General features: G+C 72.0%; 20 protein-coding genes. 12 read left to right on the plus strand and 8 right to left on the minus strand.

The window, feature by feature from the left end; translation table 11 throughout:
• Positions 1-419 (minus strand): EsaB/YukD family protein (locus tag AB0M56_RS37835; RefSeq protein ID WP_364185331.1); only part of this gene is annotated, 419 nt, incomplete at its 3' end.
• A 257-nt stretch (positions 420-676) separates the two neighbouring features.
• On the opposite strand from AB0M56_RS37835, the gene AB0M56_RS37840 reads away from it, so the two are divergent.
• Positions 677-1,090: an SsgA family sporulation/cell division regulator gene (locus AB0M56_RS37840; protein WP_220238926.1), complete on the plus strand. Its 414-nt coding sequence runs from the start codon at positions 677-679 to the stop codon at positions 1,088-1,090.
• Between the two features lie 225 nt (positions 1,091-1,315).
• Here AB0M56_RS37840 and AB0M56_RS37845 read toward each other — a convergent pair whose 3' ends face one another.
• The gene (locus AB0M56_RS37845; protein WP_364185333.1) at positions 1,316-2,527 is read right to left on the minus strand and encodes an MFS transporter; all 1,212 of its coding nucleotides are present in this window, start codon (positions 2,525-2,527) and stop codon (positions 1,316-1,318) included.
• 81 nt (positions 2,528-2,608) lie between these two features.
• Here AB0M56_RS37845 and AB0M56_RS37850 point away from each other — a divergent pair, with 81 nt between their 5' ends.
• The 8 genes from AB0M56_RS37850 to AB0M56_RS37885 all read left to right on the plus strand — a co-directional run bounded on the left by AB0M56_RS37850 (position 2,609) and on the right by AB0M56_RS37885 (position 10,118).
• Entirely contained in the window at positions 2,609-4,012 is a 1,404-nt protein-coding gene (locus tag AB0M56_RS37850) for a PLP-dependent aminotransferase family protein (protein WP_364185335.1), read from the plus strand.
• Positions 4,013-4,109: 97 nt separating this feature from the next.
• Positions 4,110-4,478 carry an STAS domain-containing protein gene (locus tag AB0M56_RS37855; RefSeq protein ID WP_364185337.1) on the plus strand — a complete coding sequence of 123 codons (369 nt, stop codon included), beginning with the start codon at positions 4,110-4,112 and terminating at the stop codon, positions 4,476-4,478.
• A gap of 54 nt (positions 4,479-4,532) precedes the next feature.
• Positions 4,533-5,372: an aldo/keto reductase gene (locus AB0M56_RS37860; RefSeq protein WP_364185339.1), complete on the plus strand. Its 840-nt coding sequence runs from the start codon at positions 4,533-4,535 to the stop codon at positions 5,370-5,372.
• A 72-nt stretch (positions 5,373-5,444) separates the two neighbouring features.
• The gene (locus AB0M56_RS37865) at positions 5,445-5,900 is read left to right on the plus strand and encodes a hypothetical protein (RefSeq protein ID WP_364185341.1); all 456 of its coding nucleotides are present in this window, start codon (positions 5,445-5,447) and stop codon (positions 5,898-5,900) included.
• A gap of 49 nt (positions 5,901-5,949) precedes the next feature.
• Positions 5,950-7,452 carry a CYTH and CHAD domain-containing protein gene (locus AB0M56_RS37870; RefSeq protein WP_364185343.1) on the plus strand — a complete coding sequence of 501 codons (1,503 nt, stop codon included), beginning with the start codon at positions 5,950-5,952 and terminating at the stop codon, positions 7,450-7,452.
• A gap of 158 nt (positions 7,453-7,610) precedes the next feature.
• Entirely contained in the window at positions 7,611-8,720 is a 1,110-nt protein-coding gene (locus AB0M56_RS37875) for a glycosyltransferase family 4 protein (protein WP_364185345.1), read from the plus strand.
• Complete coding sequence (locus AB0M56_RS37880; RefSeq protein WP_364185347.1) at positions 8,720-9,733, plus strand: lysylphosphatidylglycerol synthase transmembrane domain-containing protein; 1,014 nt, start codon at positions 8,720-8,722, stop codon at positions 9,731-9,733. Before AB0M56_RS37875 ends, AB0M56_RS37880 begins: the two co-directional genes overlap by 1 nt.
• Positions 9,734-9,815: 82 nt before the next feature.
• Positions 9,816-10,118, plus strand: coding sequence for a hypothetical protein (locus AB0M56_RS37885; RefSeq protein WP_364185349.1), 303 nt, complete (start codon positions 9,816-9,818; stop codon positions 10,116-10,118).
• Positions 10,119-10,239: 121 nt separating this feature from the next.
• Here the strand turns inward: AB0M56_RS37885 and AB0M56_RS37890 are convergent, their stop codons facing one another.
• A complete protein-coding gene (locus AB0M56_RS37890; protein WP_364185351.1) occupies positions 10,240-10,644 on the minus strand; it encodes a VOC family protein in 405 nt (134 codons plus the stop codon).
• 27 nt (positions 10,645-10,671) lie between these two features.
• Entirely contained in the window at positions 10,672-11,625 is a 954-nt protein-coding gene (locus tag AB0M56_RS37895; protein WP_364185353.1) for a YafY family protein, read from the minus strand.
• Positions 11,626-11,773: 148 nt separating this feature from the next.
• On the opposite strand from AB0M56_RS37895, the gene AB0M56_RS37900 reads away from it, so the two are divergent.
• Positions 11,774-12,253, plus strand: coding sequence for a DinB family protein (locus AB0M56_RS37900; protein WP_364185538.1), 480 nt, complete (start codon positions 11,774-11,776; stop codon positions 12,251-12,253).
• A 46-nt stretch (positions 12,254-12,299) separates the two neighbouring features.
• Here the strand turns inward: AB0M56_RS37900 and AB0M56_RS37905 are convergent, their stop codons facing one another.
• Both AB0M56_RS37905 and AB0M56_RS37910 read right to left on the minus strand, forming a co-directional pair.
• On the minus strand, positions 12,300-12,440 hold the full coding sequence (locus AB0M56_RS37905; protein WP_364185355.1) for a hypothetical protein: 141 nt from the start codon (positions 12,438-12,440) through the stop codon (positions 12,300-12,302).
• Between the two features lie 172 nt (positions 12,441-12,612).
• Positions 12,613-14,265, minus strand: a complete 1,653-nt coding sequence (locus AB0M56_RS37910; protein WP_364185357.1) for an FAD-dependent oxidoreductase — start codon at positions 14,263-14,265, stop codon at positions 12,613-12,615.
• Between the two features lie 127 nt (positions 14,266-14,392).
• Between AB0M56_RS37910 and AB0M56_RS37915 the strand changes: the two genes are divergently transcribed.
• A complete protein-coding gene (locus tag AB0M56_RS37915) occupies positions 14,393-16,087 on the plus strand; it encodes a helix-turn-helix domain-containing protein (RefSeq protein ID WP_364185358.1) in 1,695 nt (564 codons plus the stop codon).
• Between the two features lie 40 nt (positions 16,088-16,127).
• On the opposite strand, the gene AB0M56_RS37920 is transcribed toward AB0M56_RS37915, so the two are convergent.
• Both AB0M56_RS37920 and AB0M56_RS37925 read right to left on the minus strand, forming a co-directional pair.
• Positions 16,128-16,571: a hypothetical protein gene (locus tag AB0M56_RS37920; protein WP_364185360.1), complete on the minus strand. Its 444-nt coding sequence runs from the start codon at positions 16,569-16,571 to the stop codon at positions 16,128-16,130.
• Positions 16,572-16,586: 15 nt separating this feature from the next.
• Positions 16,587-17,084, minus strand: coding sequence for a MarR family transcriptional regulator (locus AB0M56_RS37925; protein WP_364185362.1), 498 nt, complete (start codon positions 17,082-17,084; stop codon positions 16,587-16,589).
• A 178-nt stretch (positions 17,085-17,262) separates the two neighbouring features.
• On the opposite strand from AB0M56_RS37925, the gene AB0M56_RS37930 reads away from it, so the two are divergent.
• Entirely contained in the window at positions 17,263-18,786 is a 1,524-nt protein-coding gene (locus tag AB0M56_RS37930; protein ID WP_364185363.1) for a carboxylesterase family protein, read from the plus strand.
• Positions 18,787-18,793: the final 7 nt, after the last annotated feature.

Here is an 18,793-nt window from a genome sequence, read left to right on the forward strand (position 1 = left end):
GCCCGCCCCCCAGGCCCAGCGCACGCGTGTGCCGCGAAGCCCACGGCCGGGCCCGCCCCCGCCAGGCCCAGCGCCCGCGTGTGCCGCGAAGCCCACAGCCGGCCGGTGCGCGCGGCGCCGACCGTGGCCGTAAGGTCGTCGTACTCCGGTTCCGGCCGATCTGTGCCCCTCGGCACAAGGTGAAGCACCTCACCGTCGCGCACGCGCTGGGCGCCCAGCGTGCTCGCCTCCGTCACGGGGGTGCCGTCGGGGCGGCGCGGCATCCAGCCGCAGTCGTGCGCGGCCTCGTCGGCGAGCGCGGCGCCGGCGCGGCGCACCAGGCCGGGCAGCAGCTCCGCGACCGGCGAGCGGCGCGGCATCGCCAGGTCCATGCGGCGGGCCGGCGCGTCGATCGTCACCCTCACCAGGCCCATGGTCATCGTCGGTCCTGCCCGGGCTCGGGCGGCTCACGACGACGGGGGAGCACGGCCCGCGGGGGCCCTCGGCAGCTTCCGGACATCGATCGGGGACGCTCTTCATACCGATGAGTGAGCGCATGAGACGTCCGTCTCCACCAAAGGGGTGAAAGATCGGTTGTCGGGCAGCTCGTACTCTTACGGGGCGTTACTCATAGAGGAACATTCACGTTGAGCCGTGAGTTGCTTCGAGCCAAGAACGAGATGAAGGAGGTACCGCCATGGGCACCGAGCCCCCCGTCGTCCACGCGACGATCGTCTTCGGGCTGCGCACGTTCGGGAGCGTTCCGCTGCCGGTGCGCGCTGACCTCGAGTACGACCCGTCGGACCCGTACGCCATTTCCGTCGGCTACCACGCCGGCCCCGGTGTCGTCCGCTGGCTCTTCGGCCGCGACCTGCTCGCCGACGGCCTCATCGCCCCCGCCGGAGACGGCGATGTGCGAGTGCGCCCGGCCGCCGACGACGCCCGAGTGGTCGTCGAGCTCAACGCCCCCGACGGCTCCGCCGTGCTGGAAGCGCCGGCCGACGAGCTGGCCGACTTCCTCGACCGCACCTACGACGAGGTGCCGGCCGGCGACGAGGCCCTGTGGTTCGACTTCGATCAGGAGCTCGCGAAGCTGGCTCTGCGGGACTGAGCTCCCCGGCACCATCGGGGACTCCGCTTGATCGAGGCTGCGCTTTATCGAAGCTCGGTGCCGCCGATTGGCTCGTACCACTGAGCCGTCTGCACCACCGGTCGGCCGCATCACCGAGCTTCGCCGAGGCCCTCGCACTTCTCCGCATCGCCGGGGCGTCAGTGGCACCGAGGCCCCGCACCACCGGGGCCTTGGCGGCACCGAAGCCGCCGCGCCGCCGGGTTCTCAGCGCCGCTGTCCGGCCCACCGGACGGCGGGACCCATCGCCCACCCGGCGGCCACGAACACCGCGCCCACCAGCAGCCAGCCGGGGGTGCCCCACTGCACCACCACCGTGCTCAGCAGCGCCGGGCCCGCCATCCGGGCCACGGACGTGCCGGTCCCGAAGAACCCCTGGTACTGGCCCTGCCGCGCGGCGGGCGCCAGGTCGAAGCCGATTTCCCAGGTACCGGCCGACTGCAGCATCTCCCCGAGTACCTGCAGGAGCGCTCCGGCCACGAGCACCGCGACGGCCACTGTTGCCGACGAGCCCGCCGCCGACAGTGCGAACGTCACGCAGGATGCGGCCAGCAGCACCCCGGAGTGCCGCACCAGCCGTGTCGCCGAACGCAGGCCGGTCACCCGCGTCGCCACGCGCACCTGGCCCAGCACCACCACGATCGTGTTCAGCACGAACAGGGCCGACACCGTCCACTCGGGAGCGGCAGTCCGCGAGACGATCCACAGTGGAATCGCGACGCTCAGCAACGGCATGCGCAGCAACAGGATGGCGTTCAGCAGTGTGACGAACGCGTAGGGCCGGTCGCGCAGTACGGCCAGCGCCGGCTCGCCCTTGACCCGCGGCACCGGCGCGACGGCCGGTAGCAGGCGCAGCAGCACGGCGGACACCACGAACGCGGCCGCGTCGAGGGAGAACGCGGCGACGTAAGCGCCGCGCGTGTCGGCCAGCAGCGCGAGCCCGCCGAGTCCCGCGCCGACGGCCAGCCCCGCGTTGCCGGCCGACTGCAGGTACGCGCGGATCCGCGTGCGCTGCTGCGGTTCCGCCACCGCGGCCAGCAGGGCCTGCCGCACGGCGCCGACGCCGCATTGACCGGTGGCATAACAACAAGCGGCGAGCGTGAACGTCCACGCCGAACCCGCGAACAGGAACGCCGTGATCGCCAGCCCGGTCGCCACCGACAGCAGCACCGCCGCGCTCCGCGCACCCCGGCGGTCGGCCGCGTGCCCGAGCGGCACGCCGGCGACCGTGCCGACCGCCCAGCCCAGCGTGAGACCGAGCCCCACCTGGCCTGGTGTCAATCCGACAACACGCGTGAAATACAGCACCGAGCACGTGAGAAACGCACCATCGCCCAGTGAGGCGGCGAGCTGCGCGCCCGCGAGCAGGCGGCCGGGCCGCGAACTGGTCACGGAGGCGAGGCGCTCGATCGTCGTCATGCCGCGACGGTAGAAGAGCATTTGGCCCTGCACCAGATCCAATTCCACGCAGCCAGACCGGGCCAATGTAGGCTCCCGGAGGTGGACTTCCACGTGACGCTCGCCGGGCGCGGCGACCTCGGCACACGCATCTACCGCGAGCTGCGCGACGCGATCCTCGACGGCCGGCTGCGCTCCGGCGAACGCCTCCCACCCACCCGTGAGCTGGCGAAGCGCCTGTCGGTCTCCCGAAACACCGTCGCCGTGGCCTACGACCGGCTCACCGCCGACGGGTTCCTTTCCGGCCGCGTCGGCTCCGGCACCTACGTGTCCGCCGAGCTGCCCGCCGCCCGGACGAGACACGCACCCGCCGGTGCGGCCCTGCGCCCGCGTGAGGTGTGGCGGACGCTGCCCCCGCTCGAGCCGACGCGCGCCGATCCGGAGTACGACTTCCGCGTCGGCATCCCCGACGCGCGGCTCTTCCCGATGCAGACCTGGCGCCGGCTGCTGTCGGCGGAGCTGCGGGGAACCGGTTTCGCGCAGTACGGCGACCCCGCGGGCCACGCCGGGCTGCGGGCGGCGATCGCGCGCCACGTCGGCGTTTCGCGGTCCGTGCGCGCCGACGCCGACGACGTCCTCGTGACGCAAGGCGCTCAGCAGGCGCTCGACCTGCTGTGCCGCGTGCTGCTCGAACCCGGCGACCGGGTCGCGATGGAAGAACCCGGTTACCGCATGGCGCGGCTGCTGTTCCGTTCGCACGGCGCCGAAATCGTCGGCGTACCCGTGGACAGCGAAGGGTTGCAGGTTTCGGCGCTGCCCGCGCGCACGCGCCTGGTGTACGTGACGCCGTCGCACCAGTTCCCGTTGGGTACGCCGATGTCGCTCGCGCGCCGCACCGCGTTGCTCGGCTGGGCCGAGCGCGCCGGCGCGCTCGTGATCGAGGACGACTACGACAGCGAGTTCCGCTTCTCCGACCGGCCGCTCGAACCGTTGCAGAGCCTCGACCCCGCCGGCTGCGTCGCCTACGTCGGCTCGTTCGCCAAGACGCTGCTTCCCGTGCTGCGCCTCGGTTTCCTGATCGCGCCACGCTCGTTGCGCGACGCGCTGCTCCACTCCCGGCAGCTGGCCGACTGGCACGGCGACCACTACGCGCAGGCCGCCCTCGCCCGGTTTCTGGACGAGGGCCTGTTCGCCCGCCACATCCGCAAAGCGACGCGCGAATACGCCGCGCGCCACGAGCACATCACGACGCTGCTGCACGAGGAGTTCGCGGAACAGCTCACGCCGGTGCCCTCGGCCGCCGGGTTGCACCTGTGTGCGCTGTCCGAAGTGGACGTGGAACCCGTTGCGGCGCGGGCGCACCAGGCCGGTTTCGGTGTGCAGACACTGGCCGGGCTCTGCGGGGAACCCGCGCCGTCGGGGCTGGCCCTGGGGTACGGCGCCGTGGCCCCGGAGAAGATCGCGGCCGGGCTCGCCGTACTGAAACGTGTGTTCGACGAGGGTTGACCTCACAGCACACCGGCGTACGGTCGGAGGTGTTGGCTGTTGTTCAGACACGTGCTCCGGTCAGCGCCCCTGCAGGTTCCTGCGAGAGGAGCGCTCCATGAACACCCCGTTTTCCGCGGTTTCGATACCGGCGGAGCTCACCATCACGACCACCGACCACGAGGGCACTCGCGTGCTCACCCCGGTGGGCGACCTCGACTCCGCCACCGCCCACGATTTCGCCGAAGCACTCGCGGATGCCGCGCGGCTCGGCGGGCCCGTGGTGGCGGATCTCTCCCGCGTCGAGTTCCTCGGCTGCGCCGGAATCCGCGCGTTGTTCGCCGCGCACGATCGGGCTGTTTCGTTCACCGTGGTGTGTGACGGTGTGCGCAGCGTGCGCCGCTGCCTCGACTTGACCGGCGCGTCCGACACGCTGGCCGTGCACACGACGCTCACCGAAGCGCTCGCGGCCGCGGTCGTGTCCTGAGCCGTCGTGTCCTGAGCGAGTTTCGGGGCCCGGGGCCTCGGGTAGGCCGAGATCATGACTGCTCACACGACGAACGTCCCGGACCTCGAGCTGAACAACGGCGTGCGCATCCCGCAGTTCGGGTTCGGCGTGTTCCAGATCCCGGAGGACGACACCGCCGACGCCGTGCGGACCGCGCTCGAGGCGGGCTACCGCCACATCGACACCGCGCAGATGTACCGCAACGAAGCCGGTGTCGGCGAGGGCATCGAGAAGTCGGGTGTGCCTCGTGAAGAAGTCTTCGTCACCACGAAGCTCGCCAACGACGCCCAGGGCCACGACAACGCGATCAACGCGCTCGAAGGCAGCCTGCGCCGGCTCGGGCTCGAATACGTGGACCTGTACCTGATCCACTGGCCGTTGCCGCACCAGGACAAGTTCGTGCGCACCTGGGAAGGCTTCGAAGAGCTGCTGCGCGCCGGGAAGGCGCGCTCGATCGGCGTGTCGAACTTCCAGGTGGAGCACCTCGAAGAGCTCGCCCGCCAGACCGGCACGGTGCCGGCGGTGAACCAGATCGAGCTGCACCCCGCGTTGCAGCAGACCGAACTTCGCGCCTACCACCGCGCGCACGGCATCGCGACCGAGGCGTGGAGCCCCCTCGCGCAGGCGGCCGTGCTGTCCGACCCGGTGCTGACCGGACTGGCGGACAAGCACGGCAAGACCGCGGCTCAGGTGGTGCTGCGCTGGCACCTGCAGCTGGGCAACATCGTGTTCCCGAAGTCGGCCACGCCCTCGCGCATCCGCGAGAACATCGACGTGTTCGATTTCGAACTCGCCGACGAGGACCTGGAAGCGATCGGCAAGCTCGACGCCGACCACCGCACGGGCCCGCATCCCGACACATTCCGCGGCTGAACCGTCGCTGCGGGTTTTCCCCCGCTGGTCGAGGGGTAGTTCTTCGGAAGAGGCCGGAAGGAGTGTGCCGGGATGAGCACAGAAGCGTACGTCTCGTTCCTCGCCATCGGTGTGGTGCTCGTGCTGATCGACGGGCAGGTCATCTACCGCAGCGGACGCGGGTACCTGGAGAATTCCTATGGTGACCCGGCCGCCGGCGCGTCGATGACCCGGTTGGTGACGGTGCTGTTCCACCTGGTGACGCTGGGACTGCTGGCGTTGCTGTCCACGATTCCGCTGGGCGACAGCGATCTGCCCGGCGTGGTGGGCCGCGTCGGCGTGCTGCTGCTGGTGCTGGCGACCGTGCACGCCATCACGCTCACCGTGCTGGGCCGCATCCGCGGCGAGCAGGTGGGCGAGGCCGTGGTGAACCGCAGGATCTCGCGCCGGGAGGCCGAGCAGCGCGGAACGGCGGTGACCACGGCCGTGCCGACCCAGGAGGCGAGCTACCCGGACGTGAGCCCACCGCTGGAGCATCGCGCGCCGTGAATGCCCTTCATGCCTCAGACTTTCGTGAACGAACCTGAGGAGTGACGGAATGAACAGACCCGTGGTCGAAATCGAACGCGAGCGCAAGTACGAGGTCGCGCAGGACTTGGTGGTCCCCGAGTTCGTCGGCTGCGGGACGGTGCAGGGCCAGGACGCTCCGGCGGAGGAGCAGCTCGACGCGACGTACTACGACACCGCCGGCTTTTCCCTCGTGCGCGCCGGGATCACTCTGCGCCGCCGCGTGGGCGGGCACGACGCCGGGTGGCACCTGAAGCTGCCGGTCGGGCCCGACGAGCGCGAGGAGCTGCAGGTCCCGCTCGGCGCTGACGACGGCAGAGTGCCCCACGAGCTGAACCAGCTGCTGCGCGCCCACACCCTGGGGCGCAAGCTGCTGCCGATCGCGCACCTCAAGACCGACCGGTTCGAGCATCGCCTCACCGACGCGTCGGGCCAGATCGTGGCGACGGTGACCGACGACCACGTGACCGGCGAGGTCGGCGGCAAGACCGCGCGGCTGGACCGGTGGCGCGAGTTCGAAGTGGAACTGAAGGGTGACGCCGCGCCGGACCTGCTCGACGAGCTGGAGAGCACGCTGGTCGACGCGGGCGCCCGGACGTCGCAGTGGCCTTCGAAGCTGCGGCGGCTGATCGGCGACCGCGTGCCCGACGGGCAGGTGGTGGGCAAGCGGCCCGACGCCGGCGAGGTCGTCGGGGCCTACCTGCGGGAGCAGTTCGCGGCCCTGCAGCGCGCCGACGTCGGGGTGCGGCGCGACGTCGAGGACTCCGTGCACCAGCTTCGCGTGGCGTCGAGGAAGCTGCGGAGCGCGCTGCGGACGTTCTCGTCCATTGTGGACGACGACCGGGTTCCGGGCGTGACGAGCGAGCTGAAGTGGCTGGGCGGCGAGCTGGGCCCGGCCCGCGACGGCGAGGTCGTCGAGGCGCTCGTGCGCGAGTGGCTGGACGGCGCGTCGGCCGAGCTCGTGGTCGGGCCGGTCGACCAGTTCCTGACGCGGCGGTTCTCCCGCGAGGCCGTGGACGCGCGCAAGAAGGCGCTGGAAGCGTTGCGCGGTAAGCGATACCTGGCTCTGGTGCAGGAGCTGGACGCCGTGGTGTCGGGTGTGCCGACCGATGCCGGACCTGCGAAGAAGGTGTTGCGCAAGCCGGTGCGCAAGGCCGCGGGGAAGCTGCGGAAGGCGGAGAAGGCGGCGCACGGGCTGTCCGGCCGGGAGCTGGAGCACGCACTGCACGACGTGCGCAAGAAGGCCAAGCGCGCCCGCTACGCGGCGGACGTGGTGCGGCCCGTGTTCGGCGGCAAGGTGCGGGTGTGGCGCAAGAACGTGAAGAACGTGCAGCAGCTGCTGGGCGATCACCAGGACTGGGTGGTCGCGGGGCCGGTCGTGTACCGCCTCGGCGTCGATGGCCGCGATGAAGGAGTCGGTTTCACGTTCGGCGTGCTGTACGGGACCGGTGGGGGAGTGCGGGCCGGGATGCAGCGGGAGTTCGTGAGCCGGTGGAAGCAGCTGGAAAAGGGAGACGCGCCGAACTGGCTGTAGGCCGCGCGGCGAGGTGACCACGAACGGCGGCCGGGTGCCGGGGCGAGGTGCCTCGGTGTCCGGCCATCGCCCGTTCGTGAGGTGGGAATTCCGGGCGTGATTGAACCGCCGGCCCGTGTCGTCCGTGTTGCTGGGTGAGAGCGGCGTGAGGAGGCAACGTGCGGAGTCAACGGGCCGGGGACGTGGTCGCGTTCGTGCTGCCGGGCAACGTGGACGACGTCACGGAGCCCAGCGGGGGCAACACCTACGACCGGCGGATGTGCGAGAGCCTGCCGGGCGCGGGGATGCCCGTGCTGCAGGTCGCCGTGCCCGGGTCGTGGCCCGAGCCGGGGCCGACGGGGCGCGCGCGGCTGGCGCGGGCGCTCGCGGCGCTGCCGGACCACACGACCGTGCTGATCGACGGCCTGGTGGCGTGCGGGGTGCCCGACGTGGTGGTGCCGCACGCGCGGCGGCTGCGCCTGGGCGTGCTCGTGCACCTGCCGCTGGCCGACGAGACCGGCCTGGACCCTGTGCACGCCGCCGAGCTCGACGCGTGCGAGCGCGAGACGTTGCGGGTGGTGCGCCAGGTCGTGGCCACCAGCCCGACGGCCGCGCGCACACTGATCCGCCGCCACGGCCTCGGGCCGTCGACGGTCGCCGTGGTGGAGCCGGGCGTGGACCTGGCGCCGCTGGCGTCGGGGACCGACGGGGTTTCGCGGCTGCTGTGCGTGGCGGCGGTGACCCCGCGCAAGGGCCAGGACGTGCTCGTCGAAGCGCTGGCTCAGCTGCCTGACCTCGATCTCACCGTCGACTTCGTCGGCTCGCTGACGCGCGCGCCGGAGTACGTCGACGAGCTGCGGTGGTCCGTCGACCGCCTCGGCCTCGCCGACCGCGTCACCTTCAGTGGCCCGAAGGCCGGCGCCGAACTCGACGCGGCGTACGACCGCGCCGACCTGGTGCTGCTGCCCTCGCACGCGGAGACCTACGGCATGGTCATCACCGAAGCCCTGGCGCGCGGCATCCCCGTGGTGGCCAGCGACGTCGGCGGGGTGCCGGACGCGCTCGGCCGCTCGTCGGACGGCGCCGTGCCCGGCCTGCTCGTGCGACCCGGCGACCCGGGCGCCCTCGCTTCCGCGCTGCGCAGCTGGGTGACGAACGCCGAGCTGCGGCGCGCCCTGCGCACGGCGGCGCTCGGCCGCGGCAGCGCCCTCGAAGAATGGGACGGCGCGGCCCGCCGGCTCACCGAAGTCCTTTCCCGCTGGCGTTCCATCCCGATCAAGGTGGCTTGATGCGTACGTTCTGGTCGTGGTTCCGAATCCTCGCCGGGTTCGCGATCATCGGGGTGCTGGCGTGGCGCCTCGGCACCGATGCCTTTCTCGACGGCCTGCGCGTGATCGGCCTGATGCCGGTACTGGCCGCGCTGGCGATCGGGCTGCTCACCACCGTCGTGAGCGCTTGGCGCTGGCGCGTGGTCGCTTCGCGGCTGGGCCTGCGGCTGCCGCTGCGCCAGGCCGTGGCGGATTACTACCGCGCGCAGTTCCTGAACGGTGTGCTGCCCGCCGGAATCCTCGGCGACGTGCACCGGGCGGTCGAGCACGGTCGGCAGGCCGGCGACGTGGCGAGGGGTGTGCGAGCTGTTGTGCTCGAACGCACAGCCGGACAGGTCGTGGTGGTGGCGGCCGGACTCGCCGTGTTGATTTTCCGACCTGCGGTGTTGCCGGGGGTTGCACACGATGTGCTGACTGTCGCAGGTGCCGGGGTTCTTTTCGTCGCGATCGTGGTGCTCACGGTCGCGTGCGGCACGGGCGAGCGACCGCTGCACAGCGCGTCGAAGTGGCGGCGGGGGTTCGCCGAGTCGATGGCGGACGTTCGCGCGGGGCTGCTAGGGCTGCGCACCTGGCCGCGGGTCACGGCGTTGTCGCTGGTGGCGCTGGCCGGGCACCTCACGCTCTTCGTGGTCGCGGCGCACGCGGCCGGTGCCACCGCTTCGCTGATGACGCTGCTGCCGCTGCTCGTGCTCGCGCTGCTGGCGATGGGGCTGCCGATCAACGTCGGCGGATTCGGGCCGCGCGAAGGTGTCGCCGCGCTGGCGTTCGCCGCTGCGGGGCTGGGCGCCCAGCAGGGGGTGACGGTCGCCGTCGTCTACGGGTTGCTGGGGCTGGTGTCCACGGCTCCCGGTGGCGCTGTGCTGCTGGTCCAGTGGCTCGGCTCGCTGCGCCGCCGTCCGGCCGCACCGACCGCGTTGCCGACGCGTACTCCGGTGCCTGCGCAGGCTCGGATGCCCGCGCACTCGGCCGCCTGACGATCACCCCTTTTCCGATGCGGTACCGCTGTGGCCGCTCGCAGGATAATCTTGCTAGGCAAAATTCACCTGACAAAAGTACTTGACCGACGCGCCGGACACGAACGACGGCGGGCTGCTGACCGGATTCAGGGAATCACTGGTTCCGCGGGTCGGCACCCGCAACAACCTGACCTGGGTCACCCTGGTGCTGCACCTCGCCTTCCCCGGCCGCACCTCGGGTTGGCGCGACGAGGCCGCCGGCGAGGGCCGGCAGACGGCGGTGGACCTGCTCTTCTCGCTGCTGGCCGATTTCCTCGACAAGCGCGACCTGCCCGGTGGGACCGCAGCGATCTTCGACGGTTACCTGACCTGGTTGAAAGCCCAGTCCTGGCACCATCCGTGACGGCGCGGGCGCATTGCCCGACTGTGGTGCGGACCGACCTGGTCCGGTGGCGCTGAGCGGCTCATCCGGGCCGACGCACGCCTCGGCGCGGGTGGACTCGGCTCCACCTGCGCTGACCGGCTCAGTCCGCGTCGAGGCGAGCTTCGGCGCGGGTGGGCTGGAACAGCTCGACCGGGTTGGCGGACGGATCTTCGATCAGCACCTGCCGTCCGCCGACCCCGTCGACGACCGGGCCGCGGAACGCCACCCCGGCCGTGCGCAGCCGCGCGACCTCGGCGTCGAGATCCTCGACCTGCAGCGCGAAGCGGTTCCAGCCGCCCGGCTCGGGCACCCGGCCGTCCGGCAGGGCCTGGCCGCCGCCGGACCCGCCGCCCGGCGCGCTGAGCAGCAGCCGCAGATCACCGCGGGCGAGCATCGCGAAGGCCGGGGCGGGGTGCATCACCTCGCTGAATCCGAGGTGGTCGCGGTAGAACGCGATCGCGGCGTCGACGTCGTCCACGAAGTAACGCACGCTGACTGTGGCCATGGCAGCCTCCCGAAGTCCTCACGATACCTACGCCCGGCTGAAGCGCGCGCCCCATTCGTGCACGCGGTCCAGCAGTTCCGGGGGCGACACCACCTGGAACTCAGCGCCGACGACGCCCAGCGCCAGGGTCGGCCAGTCCAGCGAGTCGGCGGTCATCAGCACCTGGCAGCGGCCCGAAGAAAGCTCCTCCACCGTGCTCCACTGGCCGATCCGCTCGCGCACGCCGGCGGCCGGGGCCTCCACCACGACCTCCACCCGGTACGGCCGCGCGACGTTGTCCAGTCCGGCGCGGACGAACTCGGCGGCGTCGGCCGCGGGCAGCTCGCGCGGGCGGAACGGGGCGCCGGTGGCGTGCGGGTCGCTGAGGCGGTCGACGCGGAAGCTGCGCCAGTCGTGCCGGGTGAGGTCGTACGCGACGAGGTACCAGCGGCGGCCCACCGGCACGAGGCGAAGCGGCTCGACGTGCCGCTCGGTCTGCCGGCCGCCAGCGGCGGTGTAGGAGAACCGCAGCCGTTCGCTGTCGCGGCAGGCGAGCGCGATGGCCGTGAGCACGCCGGGGTCGACGCTGGGGCCGGGCGCGCCGTTCCAGCCGAGTGGCACGGTCATCGCGCGCAACGCGTCGACGCGCCGCCGCAGCCGGGCCGGCATCACCTGCACCACCTTCGCCAGTACGCGCAGCGACGACTCCGCGATGCCCTCGACCGAACCCTGCGCGGCGGCCTGCAGGCCGACCGCCAGCGCCACGGCCTCCTCGTCGTCGACCACCAGCGGCGGCAGCGTCGCGCCCGGCGCGAGCTGGTAGCCGCCGTCGACGCCGCGCTGCGCCTCGACGGGATATCCCAGCTCACGAAGCCGGTCGACGTCGCGGCGCAGCGTGCGGATCGACACCTCCAGGCGCCCGGCCAGCTCCTGGCCGGGCCAGTACCGGTGCGTCTGCAGCAGCGACAGCAACCGCAGGGTTCGCGAGCTCGTGTTGGCCATGAATCCGGATTCTCTCCTATTGAGGTCACAAAGTGGCCGGAATGGGTTTTACCTTACGTTTGGACACAGACACCGACGAGAGGACGAAGCCGTGAACGAGACCCTGACGACCGAGGTGACCACGGGCGAGCGCGCCGACCTGCTGGCGATGCTGGGAAAGCACCGCCACTTCCTGCGGTTCACGACGCGCGACCTCACCGATGAGCAGGCCCGCCTGCGGACCACGGCCAGCGAGCTGTGCCTCGGCGGCCTCATCAAGCACGTGACGTCGGTGGAGCGCGGCTGGGCGGAGTTCATCGTGCAGGGTCCTGCGGCCATGCCGGACTTCTCGGAGATGACCGAAGCCGACTTCGCCGAGCGCGCCGACGACTTCACCCTGCTGCCCGGCGAGACGCTGGAAGGCGTGCTGGCCGTCTACGCCGACGTGGCCGCCAAGACCGACGAGCTCGTCGCCACGCTGCCCGACCTGGGCGAGACCCAGCCGTTGCCGAAGGCGCCGTGGTTCGAGGAGAACGCGAGCTGGTCGGCGCGGCGCGTGTTCATGCACATCATCGCCGAGACCGCGCAGCACTCCGGCCACGCCGACATCATCCGCGAGTCGCTCGACGGCGCGAAGAGCATGGGCTGAGCGCGGGGCAGGCGGGCGCCACGTCCTCGGGCGCCCGCCTGCCGCGTCAGTTCTCCTCGGCCAGCAACGAGTAGCGGGCCGTGTCCTGCCCGGCGTAGTCCGGGTCGAGGTAGATGAAGCAGCGGTGGATCTTCCAGTCCCGGATCTCGAACACGTCGCACCACCGGCCGGCCGCCCAGTCGGGCACGCCGGCGCGCCACGGGCCGTCGCGGTGCTCACCGTGGCTGGTGCCTTCGACGACGACGAGGTCGCTGCCGGAGAAGATCCAGTTCAGCTCGGAGTAGTGGTGCTTGATGGCCTTCAGCGTGCCGGCTCATCGGTCATGATCTGGGTGCTCAACGCCATTTCGGCTCCTGCCCTCAGGCGGGTCGCCAGGCGCGGTCCACGGCGCCTGAGGCCCGGTACGCGAACGCGATGATCGGGCCGAGCGTAGCGCCGCCGGCCCAGTAAGCGCGGCCCGAAGCCGACGCCACGCAATTGCCGACCCCGAACAAGCCCGGGATGGGCGCACCGAGGTCGTCCAGCACCCGGCCGTCCGGGTCGGTCCGCGGGCCGCCCTTGGTGTCGAGGACGCCGCCGGTGACGAGCGCGGCGTAGTACGGACCGGTGTCGCTGATCGGCCACATCGTCGGGTTCTCGCGGTCGGGCTCCTCCTTGACCGGACCGTTGAACACCAGCTGGATCGCGGTCTCGCCGCGGGCGAAATCTCCGTCCTTGCCGTTCGCGGCGAAGTGGTTGAACCGGTCGATCGTCCGGGGCAGGTTCTCGGCGAAGTCGTCGGCGAGGGTGAAACCACCGGTCTCGGTGGCGTGGGCCGCGAGCCGCTCGCGGATCTTCACGGTGAGCTCGTCGAGCGTCCGCGCCTTGACGACGTGGGAGTCGTCGCTGCCCGGCGGGACGATCAAACGGCCGTATTCGTCGCTGGCGGAATGGTCCTGGCTGCGCTGATCCCACACCTGGACGAGCACCAGGTTCGGGTACTCGCCGGTGGCCGGGTCCCATCGGAAGAACGTCCGTGCGGACTCGTTGTAGGGCAGCTTCTCGTTGGCCACGCGCTCGCCCCGCCGGTTCACGAGGATCATCGAGTCGCCGGCCACCGAGAACATGCCGACCAGGTCGGGCCGCCCGGTCTTCTCCAGCGGCACCGGGCACATCCAGGCGTGGTTCATGGTGGCGAACTGCGGGCCCATCGCCGAGGAGATGCGTACGAAGTCGCCCTCGTTGGTCACCGCCGCGCAGCCCGGGTAGGCGGGGACACCGAGGTAGTCGCGGCGCAGCTCGTCGTCGTGGGAGAAGCCGCCGGTGGCGAACACGACGCCCTTGCGCGCCAGCACCCGCACCGTCTGCCCGGCGGCGGTCGTGGCCTCGACACCGGCGACGCGGACACCGTCCACGACGAGCCGTTGGACCCGGTGTCCCGTGCGCACGTCCACACCGTCGCGCTCGGCGGCCGCGGACATCTGCCCGACCGCCACTTCGCCGCCGTCGGACATCGATTCCCGGGCGCCTTCCGGCACCAGCACGCGCCCCTTCGGAGCCTTGTCCTCCGGCAGTTCCGACCAGTAGTCCGGCACGTCCGGGCAATGCCGGTAGGTGAGCGCGCCGCGCTCGGCCAGCAGCTCGGCGGCGGGGCCGGCGCTGTCGTAGAACGCGCGGGCCATCGAGGCTTCCCAGTCGGTGAGGCCGGCCGTCGGGCTCGCCGGGTCGAACCGGGTCGGCTGGGACAGGCGCGCGACGTAGCGGAGGAAGTCCTCGAACCGGTCCTCGATGCCGAGCGCGCGCATCGGCTCGTTGTTCGGCACCCAGTACCAGAAGGCGGCCTTCTTGACCGTGCCGCCGAGTTCCGGCGCCTTCTCCAGCAGGACCACCTCGTTGCCCAGCCACCGGCTGAACAGCGCGGTGGGCAGGCCGGCGCCTCCGCCGCCGACCACGACCACGTCGGCTTCGACGTCCGCGGACGTGAGGGTCGCGGGCCGGGCGCTCTCTCGCGGGGCGACTGAATCCTTCGTCATGCACACACCTTGCGGTTTCCCCGCGCGGCGCGGGTGTCTCACAATGAGACAGCCGTGGCGCCCGGCCGGTGGCCCATGATGGGTGCGCCGGGGGTTTCGGTCCGTGAACACAATGGAGTGACAACGGATGGGCTACGAGATCGACACACGCGACGGGCTGGCCCGCCTGCGCCACGCCAGGGAAGTCTTCCTGACCGAGCGGCGGCTGCCGGAAGACCTGCCCGCCTGGTTGTCCGCCGCCTGGCGCCGCTCGAGTTTCGCCGAGCTCGACGTCACGCGTGCCTACGTGCCGGAAGTGCCGGTGTCGCTGGAGACCCCGTTGGTCCGCGCCGCGACCCCGGTTCTGTCCAAATTGGCCGGTGACCTCGTCGGGCTCGGCGCCGCGGTGGTGCTCAGCGACGGCCACGCGCGGGTCGTCGGCTGCTGGGCCGACGAGGAGGCGGTGGGCGCCCACCTCGCCCGCATCGACACCCGGCTGGGTGCGGACCTGTCGGAGCGCTCCACCGGGACCAACGGGATCAGCCACGTCCTGGACACGGGCGGACCGGTCGTGGTCGGGGGACCGGAGCACATTTTCGAGCTGTACCAGAGCACGGTGTGCGTCGGCGCCCCGGTGACCGACCCGGTCACGCGGAAGGTCAGCGGCGCGGTGGCGGTGGTGTGCGAGCTCGACGTGCCGTTGCGGGTGCTGCACGCGCTCGCGACCACGGCGACCGGCGCGATCGAGCGGGAGCTGCTGCACGCCGCGTCGGCGCACGAACACCGTCTGCTCGAGGCCTACCTGCGGGCCGGTCCCGGCCGGTACCCGATCGCTGTGCTGGACGGCCGCACCAGGCTCGTCAGCGACGGCGCCGCCGCGCTGCTGCGAGCCCGCGACATCGAAACGCTGGAGTCCTGTGCGGTCGAGGCGGCGCGCGACGGCGGGCCGACCACGACCGAACTGATCCTCGACGACGGTGTGAAGGTCCGGCTCCGGCCCGCACTGCCGGACGACAGCCGGGGTTTGCTCGTGGTCGTCGAGCCACCGCGGCCGCGGCCGGGACGCCGGCGCGCCCGGCTTTCCCTCTTCGCCGACGCCGGGCTGGCGGGTACCTCGCCGGCCTGGCGTTCGCTCGAGCGGTCGGTGGCGCGGGCGGCCACCCGGCCGGTGCTCCTGCTGGGCGAGCCGGGTGTGGGCAAGACCGTCGTTGCGCGAGCGGCGCTCGGTGATCCCGTCGTCCTCGAGGCCGCCGACGACGAGGGCTGGCTGGCGGAAGTCGCGGACGCGCTGGCGGCGCCGGCAGTGCTGCTGCGCCACGTCGAGCGCCTGCCGTCGAGCCGGGCCGCGCGCCTCGCCGCCCTCCTGACCGCCGGGCATCCCGCGCGGGTGATCGCGACACTCACGACCGGCACCGGGCCGGACAACTCGGACGTGCTGCGCACCGAATGGTCGCCGATCGAGATCCTGGTGCCCAGCCTGCGCGAGCGAACGGCGGACATCCCGGAGCTCGCGCAGCGGTTCGGCCGCGGCACGCACTTCACCCAGGACGCGCGGTCGACGCTGCAGCGCCACGACTGGCCCGGCAACCTCGTCGAGCTGAAGGCCGTGGTCGCGGCGGCGCAAGCGGAGGCCGCCGGGCCGACCGTCAGCGCACGCCATCTGCCGGGGCGCCTGCGCTCCGCACCGGCGCACCCGCGCCTGACGGAGCTGGAGAAAGCCGAACGCCTGGCCATCTCCGACGCGTTGCGCACCGCGAACGGCAATCGCATGCGGGCGGCCGCGCTGCTCGGGATCGGCCGCGCGACGCTGTACCGCAAGCTGCGGCGCTACGGTTTGGAGTGAGCGGGCTTGGAGTGAACGGCCTGGAGTGAACGGGCCGGGCTCAGGTGATCCGCGTGTAGTGCATTTCGAAGTCGTGCTTCCAGTCCTCGTCCGGCATTGCCATCTCCCACGCGCCGTCGATGCGGTTGCCGTCCGCGCTGAAGGTGCCGGTGAAGCGCTGGCGGAAGTTCAGGGGCGAGAAGTCGGCGGCTTCGCGCAGCAGCGTCCACACGCCGTCGCGGAAGGTCATCGCGTAGAGGCGGCTGACGCCGCGGGCGTCGTAGTAGTGCTGGGTGAACGTGCCGTCCTCGTGGGCGGCCACGACGGAGTAGCTGTCCGGGGCCTCGGGCAGGGGGACTTCGGTGCGCTGCGTGAGGTAGCGGCCGTCGAGGATCCGTTCGAAGACACACCGGGCGACGGGTGGGGGCTGGTCCGCGGGCGCGTGGGGGAACCGGACGCTGACCGTCCACTCGCCGAGGAAGGGGTCCAGGTCGTCGGAGCTCACGCGGCGCCTCCGGAGTCAGCCGGTGCGGTCGCCGAAGGATTCGAGGAGCACGCGCAGGGCGTCGGCGAGGGCGGCCTGCGCGGGCGGGTCGAGGGCGTCGAGCACCCGGTGCTCCGTGTCGAGGTGGTCGGGCAGGGCGCGGTCGATCAGATCCCGGCCCTCGACGGTGAGGGCGACGACGATGCCGCGGCCGTCGGTTTCGCTGCGGCTGCGGGCGATCAGGCCGCGGTCTTCGAGCCGGTCGAGCCGTTGCGTCACGGCGCCGGAGGTGACCATGGCCGTGCGCATGAGCTCGGTCGGCGTCAAGCGGTGGGGCGGGTCGCTGCGGCGCAGCGTGGCGAGCACGTCGAACGACGCCGCGTCGAGGCGGTGCTTGGCGAACGTGCGGGCCAGTTCGGTGTCGATCAGGCGTGACACCCGCTTCAGACGGCCGATCACGGCCATCGGGGACACGTCGAGGTCCGGGCGCTGCGCAGCCCACTGCGCGAGCACGGAGTCCACGTGGTCGGCCATGACGTCAGCCTAATGGGTGGCTTAGCCGTGAGGTACGTCAGCGATCTGTCGAAGTTGCTTAGTGGTGAGCTACTTTGGCCGGGTGGCCGACGTCGGGACCAGGGCCGACACGATTCGCGGCTCCGGCGAGGGGATCCCGGACTGTGAAAAAATCTTGGTGCCCGGTATCGTCCGCGCGGTGGCGGAGGCTCTGGTGCGGCGGCGCGGGTTCGCGGTGGTGCTCCTCGTGCTCGCGGTGGCCGCGTCGGCCTGCGCGGCTTCGGACGCGGCGATCGGGCGGCTGGGCGAGGTCGTGCGCACGGCGTCGGGCCCGGTCCGCGGCACGGTGACTCCGGATCACCGTGTGTTCCAAGGGATTCCGTACGCGGCGCCACCGGTCGGCGAGCGCCGCTGGCAGCCACCGGCCCCGCCCGCGTCCTGGACCGCCGAGCGCGACGCCACGGCCCCCGGTCCACGCTGCCCGCAGGGCACCGCGGCCGGCACGAACGAGGACTGCCTGTACCTCAACGTCTGGACGCCGCCCGTTTCGACGGCGAAACGCCCCGTGCTCGTGTGGATCCACGGCGGCGCCTTCCTCGACGGCGGCGGTGACGGCTACGACGCCACCCGGCTGGTCGTGCGCGGCGGCGCGGTCGTCGTCACGATCAACTACCGCTTGGGAGCGCTGGGTTTCCTCGCCGACCCGGCACTGGGCGCGCAGCCCGGCAACTACGGTTTCCTCGACCAGCAACAGGTCCTGCGCTGGGTCCACGACAACATCGCGGCCTTCGGCGGCGACCCCGACGCCGTGACCATCGCCGGCGAGTCCGCGGGCGGCATGTCGGTGTGCGACCACCTCGTCGCCCCCGGTTCCCGCGGCCTCTTCCGCGCGGCGATCGTCCAAAGCGCCCCGTGCCAGGCGCAGGCCACCCTCGCGGCGGCCGGAAAGTCCAGTGTGGACTATTCGACGGCCCACGGCTGCCCGGACCGCGCCACGGCCGCCGCCTGCCTGCGCGCGCTGCCGGTGGCGAAGTTGGCCACCGCCCCCGTCTACTACTCGCTGGCCGGCATCGAGATTCCCGGCCCGGTCACCGGCGGCACGGCCCTGCCGGCCGACCCGGTCACAGCCGTCCGGCACGGCTCCGCCGCCCCCGTGCCGGTGCTCATGGGCACGACCCACGACGAGTTCACCTACTTCCTCGCCCAGCAGCTCGCGGCCGGTGCCCCGCCCATCACCCCGGCCGGCTACCCCGCCGCCCTCGCGCGCTACTTCCCCGACGCGACGGCCGTTGCGGCCGAATACCCACCGTCCTCCTTCGGCGGCAACGCTTCCCGCGCCTACGCGGCGGCCGTCACGGACTCGTCCTTCTCCTGTGTGGCCGACCAGCTGTCGCGCTCCCTGCCGTCGGTCTGGCGCTACGACTTCACCGACGCCACCTCCCCGGCCGCCACCGGCGTCCCGGCCCCCTTCCCGCTCGGCGCGGCGCACACGTTCGAACTCCCGTACCTGTTCGACCTCGACGGCCACCCGGCCGCCCTCACCCCGGCGCAGAAGTCCCTGTCCGACCAGATGGTCGACGCTTGGGCGGCCTTTGTCCACGGCAGCCCGCTGTCGTCTTGGCCGGCCGGCTCGGTCGTCTCGCTCGCGGCCGACGGTCTCCACCCGGACCCCGGCTTCGCCGCCGACCACCACTGCACGTTCTGGCATCGGAACACCCCGTGACTCCCTG

This window comes from Amycolatopsis sp. NPDC051372 (genome assembly GCF_040682095.1).
Classification (GTDB): domain Bacteria; phylum Actinomycetota; class Actinomycetes; order Mycobacteriales; family Pseudonocardiaceae; genus Amycolatopsis.

Coding starts and splice junctions, on each gene's coding strand:
- AB0M56_RS37840 (WP_220238926.1), top strand. CDS start 677: ATGGGCACCGAGCCCCCCGTCGTCCACGCGACGATCGTCTTCGGGCTG.
- AB0M56_RS37845 (WP_364185333.1), bottom strand. CDS start 2,527: ATGACGACGATCGAGCGCCTCGCCTCCGTGACCAGTTCGCGGCCCGGC.
- AB0M56_RS37855 (WP_364185337.1), top strand. CDS start 4,110: ATGAACACCCCGTTTTCCGCGGTTTCGATACCGGCGGAGCTCACCATC.
- AB0M56_RS37860 (WP_364185339.1), top strand. CDS start 4,533: ATGACTGCTCACACGACGAACGTCCCGGACCTCGAGCTGAACAACGGC.
- AB0M56_RS37865 (WP_364185341.1), top strand. CDS start 5,445: ATGAGCACAGAAGCGTACGTCTCGTTCCTCGCCATCGGTGTGGTGCTC.
- AB0M56_RS37870 (WP_364185343.1), top strand. CDS start 5,950: ATGAACAGACCCGTGGTCGAAATCGAACGCGAGCGCAAGTACGAGGTC.
- AB0M56_RS37880 (WP_364185347.1), top strand. CDS start 8,720: ATGCGTACGTTCTGGTCGTGGTTCCGAATCCTCGCCGGGTTCGCGATC.
- AB0M56_RS37890 (WP_364185351.1), bottom strand. CDS start 10,644: ATGGCCACAGTCAGCGTGCGTTACTTCGTGGACGACGTCGACGCCGCG.
- AB0M56_RS37895 (WP_364185353.1), bottom strand. CDS start 11,625: ATGGCCAACACGAGCTCGCGAACCCTGCGGTTGCTGTCGCTGCTGCAG.
- AB0M56_RS37900 (WP_364185538.1), top strand. CDS start 11,774: ATGCTGGGAAAGCACCGCCACTTCCTGCGGTTCACGACGCGCGACCTC.
- AB0M56_RS37910 (WP_364185357.1), bottom strand. CDS start 14,265: ATGACGAAGGATTCAGTCGCCCCGCGAGAGAGCGCCCGGCCCGCGACC.
- AB0M56_RS37915 (WP_364185358.1), top strand. CDS start 14,393: ATGGGCTACGAGATCGACACACGCGACGGGCTGGCCCGCCTGCGCCAC.
- AB0M56_RS37925 (WP_364185362.1), bottom strand. CDS start 17,084: ATGGCCGACCACGTGGACTCCGTGCTCGCGCAGTGGGCTGCGCAGCGC.